The following is a 6,960-nucleotide window of genomic DNA, read 5'->3' on the forward strand; positions in this document are numbered from 1 at the left end:
AGTAGTTTGGAGACGTGACTAACGCAGAAAATGATTGCCAATCCGCAGACGCAGCCGACCAGTCTGCCGATACTGTGCGCAATGGCTCCGCTCTCCGCACGGAGGAAACCCTCCGCCGCGACATTGCGCGAATGGTTGACGCAACGGGTGAGGCACCGGCTTTCAAGTCGCGTTCCCGTACCATGGGCGCTGCCTGGCGGGATCTGGCTACCGGCTTTGGCCAGCGCGAACTGTGGCTGCAACTGGGCTGGCAGGACATCAAGCAGCGGTACCGTCGCTCCACGCTTGGCCCGCTGTGGATCACCATTGCCACCGGCGCAATGGCCCTGGCTCTCGGCCTGCTGTACTCGCTGCTGTTCCAGCAGGACCTGGCGTTCTTCCTGCCGCACGTGACCGTTGGTCTGATTATCTGGGGCTTCATCTCCGGCTGCGTGCGCGAGGGCGCAACCGTCTTCATTGAAAATGAAGGCCTCATCAAACAGTTGCCCAGTGCGCTGAGTGTTCACGTCTACAGGCTGGTGTGGCGTCAGTTGCTTTTCCTGGCCCACAACATGGTGATCTGGCTGATTCTCGTGCTGGTCTTCCGTCCGGATTTGGGCTGGAACTTCTTCCTGGTCATCCCCGCGATGGCACTGCTGGTGGTCAACGGTGTGTGGGTGACGATGTTCTTCGGCATCATCGCTACGCGCTACCGCGACGTGGCACCACTGCTGGATTCCCTAATTCAGCTGGTGTTTTACATGACTCCGATTGTGTGGACCACCAAGACACTGGAGGAACAGGGCGGTGCCGTCGCCGAACGCGCACGCATCGCAGAGATCAATCCCCTGTTCCACTACCTGGAAATCATCCGCGCCCCATTGACCGGCCAGCCGGTGGATACCTACCACTGGTGGATCGTCCTCGCCTGCACCGCAGTTGGCCTGTTGCTGGCACTCGGGACCATGCGCCTGTGGCGCTCCCGCGTGAGCTACTGGGTTTAGGCCGCAAAGGCCGTCGTTAAGCGAATAGAACTAGCAAGGGATAAGCATGGTCAGCATTGATACTTACAACGCGTGCGTTGACTTCCCCATTTTCGACGCCAAATCGCGGTCGATGAAGAAGGCGTTCCTCGGCGCCGCGGGTGGTGCGATTGGCCGCAATGACTCCAATGTCGTGGTCATTGAGGCGCTGAAGGACATCAACATCCATCTGCGCGAGGGCGACCGCGTCGGCTTGGTAGGCCACAACGGAGCGGGTAAGTCCACGCTGCTGCGACTACTGTCGGGAATCTATGAGCCCACGCGCGGTGCCGCCGATGTGCGCGGGCGTGTGGCGCCGGTGTTCGACCTCGGTGTCGGCATGGACCCGGAGATCTCCGGCCTGGAAAACATCATCATCCGTGGCCTGTTCCTGGGGCAGACGCGCAAGCAGATGAAATCCAAGCTCGACGAAATCGCAGAATTCACCGAACTCGGCGATTACCTGCACATGCCATTGCGCACTTACTCCACCGGTATGCGCGTGCGTTTGGCGCTCGGTGTGGTCACGTCCATTGAGCCGGAGATTCTGCTTCTCGACGAAGGCATCGGAGCCGTCGACGCCGCATTCATGGCGAAGGCCCGGACGAAGTTGACCGAATTGGTCGACCGCTCCGGTCTGCTGGTGTTTGCGTCGCACTCGAATGAATTCCTGGCGCAGCTGTGTGACACGGCACTGTGGATTGATCACGGTACGGTTCGACAGGCAGGGCTTGTCGACGAAGTGGTCGAAGCCTACGAAGGTAAAGAGGCCGCCGACCAGGTGCGCAACGTGCTCGCGCAGCGCCGGTAGCAGCTTCGCGGGGAGCCGGGTGCGGGTCCATAGTGGCCTAGCGAGCGGCTCGTGGGCAGATTGCGGGCGGCGCGGGTGGTTGGCACGGATGGGTGGAATTGCTCACCCGAAGCAACATGGCAAGATAGACAGCAATAAAAACAGTAATAAACGGTACGTCCCCGATGGAGAACGAAGTGAGCGATAACTCGGCTGACCACCCAAAGCACGATGAGGCAGCTACGGCCGCGATCGTCGTGACTCACAACCGCATCGAGGACCTGCGTCAATCGCTTCCCATCGTTGCCAGCCAGACCCACATGCCGAAATGGCTCATCATCGTCGACAACGGCAACGACCCGAAGGTCAAGGAGCTCGCTGAGCAGGTGGCGGCGCAGCAGTCGTCGGAAAGCGGATCGGCGCCGGAGATTCACTACTTCGGCTCCAAGACGAACCTGGGCGGCGCTGGTGGTTTCGCACTGGGCATGCTGACTGCGCTGTCGCTGGGCGCGGAGTGGATTTGGTGCGCCGATGATGACGGCCGCCCGGAGGACTCCTACGTGCTGAAGGCGCTGCACAGCTGCGCGCGACGTCACCAGCTCGACGCTGTCTCGCCGGTGGTCTGCGACATTAAGGCCCCGAACAAGCTGGCATTCCCCCTGCGCCGCGGGCTGGTGTGGCGCCGTCATCGCGAGGAGCTTTTCGAAAGCGGCATCAACCCCAAACTCCCGGAAGTACGCGACTCCGAGGGCACGAAGTGGTTCACCAATTTCGCAGATCAGAAGGCTGCTACCGGGCTCGAACTGCCTAGCGACCTCGAGACCATCGACGGCAACCACGACCTCCTGCCCGGCATCGCATCCCTGTTCAACGGCGCGCTGTTTAGCGCCCGCTCGCTGGAACAGCTCGGCGTTCCCGACTACCGCCTGTTCATCCGCGGCGACGAGGTCGAATTCCACCGCCGCCTAGTCCGCTCCGGCCTCCGGTTCGGCACATGCTTGACGACGGCCTACCTGCACCCCTCCGGCTCGGGTGAATTTGTGCCCATTCTCGGCGGCAAGATGCACACGCAGTACCCGACCAATGACTTCAAGCGCTACTTCACCTACCGCAACCGCGGCTACCTGATGAGCCAGCCCGGCATGCGCAAGCTCATGCCACAGGAGTTCCTGCGCTTCGGCTGGTTCTTCCTGGTCCAGCGTCGCGATGTCCGCGGCTTCTACCGCTGGTTCAAGCTTTTGAAACAGGGCCGCGCGGAGAACTTCGAGCGCTTCGATCCGAAGTCGAAGTAGTTCGGGCTGGGGGCGCTGGGGGGGCTGAGCTTGCGGCGCTGGGGTTGCAGCGCAGGCATTGCGGCGCTGGGACTGCAGCGCTGGGGCTGGTGGGGCCGAGGTTGCACTGGCCTGCATATTTGGCCTCACCCGGGTCATGTAGTCCGCATTTCGAGTGCTCAGTGCGCAAAAGTGTTACCTAACCCCTGGTTCCCCACTACTCCACTGACATATCGATGAGGTATTCACTCATCGATGCGCTACAGCCTGCGCATAAGTGAATAGTCCTACGATAAGTGCGCGGGCCAGGCCAACAGCGTGGCCATAAGTCCTGAAAAGTCATCGATAAGTGGCGGGAAGCTGGCCATAAGTCCCGGAAAAACATCGACAAGTGGCGAGAAGTTGGCCATGAGTGAGCACGACGGCCAAAAAGCGTCGATGAGTCTTGAAAAACCGTCGATGAGTGAAGTGAAACTGGCCATAAGTCGCTGGAAATCCGAGCCAGTCCGCTCGAAATCGTTCCAAGTCCGGTCAGCACAATTGCGACAGGTCAGCAGCTGAACTTAGCTGGAGTCGCGCGAGGTCGGCGCATTTTCCAGAAGCTACAAACGCTGCAAACGCTGCTTACGCTGCTGGATTCTGGACTCACGGAGCTGCCGATCTTTATACGGGACAGTGGCTTGACGAAAACGCCCAACTTCGGACGAAAATACCAACCCACCTGCCTGAATACGCTGACTCTGCCGAATAGCGAACTGTCGCAAGACCTCCACGCAGTCCCCATTAATGACCTGTGACCATTGGAAGCGGAGTACATCTAAGTGGAGGTTCCTCAGACGCTTCTCGCGAGTTTGCTCTGCCAGAAGTACAGTCTCCGTAGCCGCTACCCCGCCACCGGAATACTTAGTCAGCCCATCGAACTCAATGATCAAATTCAGATGAGGCACATAAAAATCGACGCGCCCAATGAATCCTTCACTGTCATAGAACTCGACTTGCTGCATGAGCACGCATTTTTCGTCGTAAAGCGTGGCAATTCCTGAGTCGATTATGCATTTCTTTGTGATTGACTCACCGATGGTTTCGCTGTGTTCGCTGGCAGTTCGAAGTAGCTCACGGGCACGACGAGTCCCCGGCGAGCGTGGGTAATTTGTGAGGACTGTATGCAATTCTTCGAGGTCACACCACTGCCGTAGTGCGGTGTCAACGACGACTGGCCCGTTTTCAGACTCGGCGGTGCGGCAGATATCGATGACGGTTTTCGGCACATCGGTAACGCAGCGCCCACCAATGCGAACGATGTCTTGTTCGAGGATTTTGCCACCGACATGGCGCAATCCGCCGCCAGGTCGGCGCAGGCCGGAATTGGCAAGCGCGATTGTGGCATTTCGTACAAGCAACGGGATACCATGCAACGCAGCGGCTGCTTCGCCTGTAATGATTGTTCCGGAACCTGGCTTGACCAGTGCCTTTATCTGCAGTTGAAAACGTTCGAATGCTGACAGAGCATTCCAGCGAGAGCACTCGATGTAGGTGCCGTGCGCCAGTCTGAGTAGGGATTTATCTCGAATACTTGTGCTTTCGACGTGGCCGTGCAGATTATCCAGCTCTGACTTGGCACTGACATATTCACAAGGATGCTTGATTTGCTTCTGCGCAGCCGAGTGGATGAGGCCATCGGAATCGTAATTCCAGGTTGGCATTGGTGTTCGGCACTCCCTAAGGTTGGTTGCGTTTTGGCTGCAGGTTCGTTGCAGGCTGACTACAGGAACTCACGCATTGGAATTAGTGCCTTCATTTATGGCCGACTCCGTGAAAATTGGCAGAATAAAAGCCGCCGAATGGCCCTTAACTGTGGACAATTTGGCGGCTGTGGATAACTAGCTGCGGATACCCAACTGTGGCTTACTTACCCCTTGGCGCCGTCCTCAACAGCGAGACCGAACGGGATGCCCGTGTCCGACGGCCAGTATGTCTTGTCAGTCGAGAAGCTAATCGTTGCCTTTTCCCCGTCGCTGTGGAGATTTGGGTTAATCACGACATGGTCAATAGTGCGTGTTTCAGTTTCATTACTTCCTGCGAGCTTGGCTGTCACGTCAGTTGGCTGGTCAAGAACCAAAATCGCAAATTGTCGATCGTCGGCAATATGGGGGTTGGGATCCTCACGCTGCTGATAAGCGAGAACCTCGGCTCGATTCTGGAAAATCTTCACCGTGCCGGTCACCGTCTGCTGGCCACTGGCGCCATTGCTCGACCCCTGCGAACCCGTATCCGAAGCCCCGGACTGCGAACCAGACCCAGCCCCAGACCCCTCAGCCTGCTGCCCCACCGTCGGGTTCGGGCCACCGTTGGCACCATCAGCGCCATCGGCACCAGAACCATCAGCACCATTCAAGCCCGAGCCAGAGCCCGGCGCGCAGTCATTACCAGCAGCAATGGCCTCGACAATATCCAGGTTGTCCGCTGGAATCCAGTTAAACTGTTCGAACTCCCCGGCACCCGGATTCGCAGGCGTTTCCACCAGCTCATTGCCCTGGCGCGTCACCAGCAAATCTTCCTGATCGCGCCCCATCCTCTCTGCAGAAAACGAGAACATACCCGGCTGACCAGTAGCTCGCTGAAGGGCGCGACGTACACCGCCCGTTGAAGTCACACCATTATGGTAGGAATTCTGAAACTGAACTTCCTGGCCATTTTCGTCGATGCCGTAGACACCAATCGCATCAATTTCGGCGCTCATCGCACTTGTGCCATAGTTCAGCACCAGCTCGGGCACGCACCCATCATCAAGATGCACGAGCGCGTATTTCATCGCCCCACCAGGACTAACTTCACCGACAAAAGTCTGCAGTGGCGCTGGATTCGCCAGCACCTGCTTGTACACAACGACGGCCTTCTCCGCCTGCGCCTGCACCTGCGCATCGCCATTTTCGCTTGACGACGACACACTGCCCTCAGCAGACGCCGAATCGCCACCCCGATCCCCGGAGATCTTGACAAACAGGAACACGACCATTGCAAGGATGATTAGTACCAGCAGCACCAGAATGGTGATGAGCTGTTTGCGTGTTTTGTCGCCTGTGTTATTCGGGGGCATGGGCGTAGTCATACGAGGCGAGACTCCGTTCGAAAATTTATGAACTTTTAAGGTGAATAAACAATATTAAAGCCAGAAGCTGGCGGATTTCCTGCTATCCGCCGGTTTCTGCACTCTAGGGATTAACCCCGTCCGGGCTCAGCCCAATCTCACCAGGACTACTCGCCTTGGAAGAACTTTTCCCAGTTGTCTTCGCTGGTCAGCGACGGCACGGCGGCACGCCACTGCTTCGCAAGGTCGTCCCACTTGGAGGACAGTTCGCGCATGAGGCTGATGGTCTCGGCACGCATGGACTTTTCCTTGTCCAGGTCGCGGACCAGGTGACGCACACCGTTCTGGGAAGCATCGGTGACCCAGACATCGTCGAAGGTGGAAATGTGCCACCAGAAGGAGTCCTCGAAGGCCACAGCCACCGGACCCGGGCGCTTCTTGCCCATCTGGGTGTACGCAAGCCGCTTTGCCATCGTCTTGTTTTCACTGGAGATTTCGTGTGACGGTGGGCGAACCGGAGTCAGACCACCCGGCATCTCGTGCATCGGCAGCAGCTCGGTCTCCGGGAAGTTCTTTCGACCAGCAGAAATGCGTGCGAAGTCGCCCTGCGATGCGTTCTTCAGCACCTCCGGGCCACGCAGCAGGTCACGAACAGCTTCCATCTGCGTCCAGGCCAGGCCGTAGCGCATGGAGACCAGGTTCGAGAGGATTCGTCGTGAAGCGACGTTGACCATGTCCTTCGCGGTGACATCGCCGTGCATGGTGGCGGCGATGAGGGAGTTGCGCAGGCCGAAGTACTGGGCGGCGTTT

5 protein-coding genes and 1 pseudogene are annotated in these 6,960 nt (G+C 58.4%); 3 read left to right on the forward strand and 3 right to left on the reverse strand.

Features of this window, described 5'->3' with window-relative positions:
• The first annotated feature begins 14 nt into the window (after positions 1 to 14).
• From HMPREF3011_RS10125 to HMPREF3011_RS10135, 3 genes are all read left to right on the forward strand, one after another.
• The gene (locus HMPREF3011_RS10125; RefSeq protein WP_083327095.1) at positions 15 to 983 is read left to right on the forward strand and encodes a galactan export ABC transporter permease subunit Wzm/RfbD; all 969 of its coding nucleotides are present in this window, start codon (positions 15 to 17) and stop codon (positions 981 to 983) included.
• 46 nt (positions 984 to 1,029) lie between these two features.
• Entirely contained in the window at positions 1,030 to 1,812 is a 783-nt protein-coding gene (locus HMPREF3011_RS10130; protein WP_038627279.1) for a galactan export ABC transporter ATP-binding subunit Wzt/RfbE, read from the forward strand.
• A 164-nt stretch (positions 1,813 to 1,976) separates the two neighbouring features.
• A complete protein-coding gene (locus tag HMPREF3011_RS10135) occupies positions 1,977 to 3,083 on the forward strand; it encodes a glycosyltransferase (protein ID WP_070841478.1) in 1,107 nt (368 codons plus the stop codon).
• Between the two features lie 581 nt (positions 3,084 to 3,664).
• On the opposite strand, the gene HMPREF3011_RS10140 is transcribed toward HMPREF3011_RS10135, so the two are convergent.
• From HMPREF3011_RS10140 to HMPREF3011_RS10150, 3 genes and pseudogenes are all read right to left on the reverse strand, one after another.
• Complete coding sequence (locus HMPREF3011_RS10140; RefSeq protein ID WP_070841479.1) at positions 3,665 to 4,765, reverse strand: PDDEXK family nuclease; 1,101 nt, start codon at positions 4,763 to 4,765, stop codon at positions 3,665 to 3,667.
• A gap of 206 nt (positions 4,766 to 4,971) precedes the next feature.
• Positions 4,972 to 6,171 (reverse strand): hypothetical protein, encoded by a 1,200-nt coding sequence (locus HMPREF3011_RS10145; protein WP_070841480.1) that lies wholly within the window; start codon positions 6,169 to 6,171, stop codon positions 4,972 to 4,974.
• A 146-nt stretch (positions 6,172 to 6,317) separates the two neighbouring features.
• Positions 6,318 to 6,960: pseudogene (locus HMPREF3011_RS10150) on the reverse strand (glycosyltransferase family 2 protein); the annotation flags it as partial.

The organism is Corynebacterium sp. HMSC074C04 (assembly GCF_001838295.1).
GTDB lineage: Bacteria > Actinomycetota > Actinomycetes > Mycobacteriales > Mycobacteriaceae > Corynebacterium > Corynebacterium amycolatum.

Excerpts from the sequence above, each read along its gene's own strand:
- HMPREF3011_RS10130 (WP_038627279.1), top strand. The coding sequence starts at position 1,030 with ATGGTCAGCATTGATACTTACAACGCGTGCGTTGACTTCCCCATTTTC.
- HMPREF3011_RS10135 (WP_070841478.1), top strand. The coding sequence starts at position 1,977 with ATGGAGAACGAAGTGAGCGATAACTCGGCTGACCACCCAAAGCACGAT.
- HMPREF3011_RS10140 (WP_070841479.1), bottom strand. The coding sequence starts at position 4,765 with ATGCCAACCTGGAATTACGATTCCGATGGCCTCATCCACTCGGCTGCG.
- HMPREF3011_RS10145 (WP_070841480.1), bottom strand. The coding sequence starts at position 6,171 with ATGACTACGCCCATGCCCCCGAATAACACAGGCGACAAAACACGCAAA.